The organism is Lysinibacillus boronitolerans JCM 21713 = 10a = NBRC 103108, assembly GCF_000772935.1.
In the GTDB taxonomy this organism is placed as follows: Bacteria; Bacillota; Bacilli; order Bacillales_A; family Planococcaceae; genus Lysinibacillus; species Lysinibacillus boronitolerans.
In genome coordinates, this window is sequence record NZ_JPVR01000022.1 from 1 (window position 1) to 807 (window position 807).

Below are 807 nucleotides of genomic sequence, written 5' to 3' on the forward strand. Positions count from 1 at the left end.
AGCAGACTCAGCAACATACGGCGATGCAAGTACCATTGAAGCACTAGGACTACAAGCAACATTGCAAAAGGCACAAATTGCTAGCATAATGGCACAAACCGAGAAGACAGAAGCCGAAGCGGATAAAATTAAGGGAGTAGACATAGAAAAAGGCAAGGTAGACATTGAAGCAGCAAAACAAGCTATCAAAAATGCAAAAGAACAGTACAACGGCATCCTAGAATCTATAAGAGGTCAAAAGGCAGACAACGAAATAAAAGAATTCAATGCAGCAATACACAAGTATTTAAAAGAAAATTACACAACGTTTAAGGAATTCGATGGATACGATGACAAGGGTAACCCAATCATGAAAATAAACAGACAATTATACACCGAAAGAGTAGCCGACCTAATTATGTCAAAAGCAGAAAAGGACGGACTCGAAATATCAACGGAAGAAAAAGAACTTATCAATAGAAAAGAAATAGCAATCAAACTAGCGCAAGACATTGACGCAATAGCCAAAGGAGAATTAGATAGATTAACAATTAGCACTAAGAACCTTGAAAAATTAGATACCGAAATCAAACGAAATAAGTACGAATTAGAACAAGATACAGCGATAAGTAAAATGTTGGATGACACTGTAGGACTAGGTGAATACACTAGATTTCTAGGAAAGTTCATAAATTTTTACTTTCGGAAAAAATAAATAGAATTTCAAAAATAGGACAATAAGTGAGCAGTCATCACAATGAGCTGCCCACTTTTTTTTTAAAAATAGACCAATATGTGCGTATATACAAAATTGATAAAAAACCCAAA

1 protein-coding gene is annotated in these 807 nt (G+C 34.9%); it reads left to right on the top strand.

The window, feature by feature from the left end; genetic code table 11:
* A partial coding sequence (locus tag CD31_RS23410; protein ID WP_036074767.1) for a hypothetical protein occupies positions 1–694 on the top strand: 694 nt, incomplete at its 5' end.
* Positions 695–807: the final 113 nt, after the last annotated feature.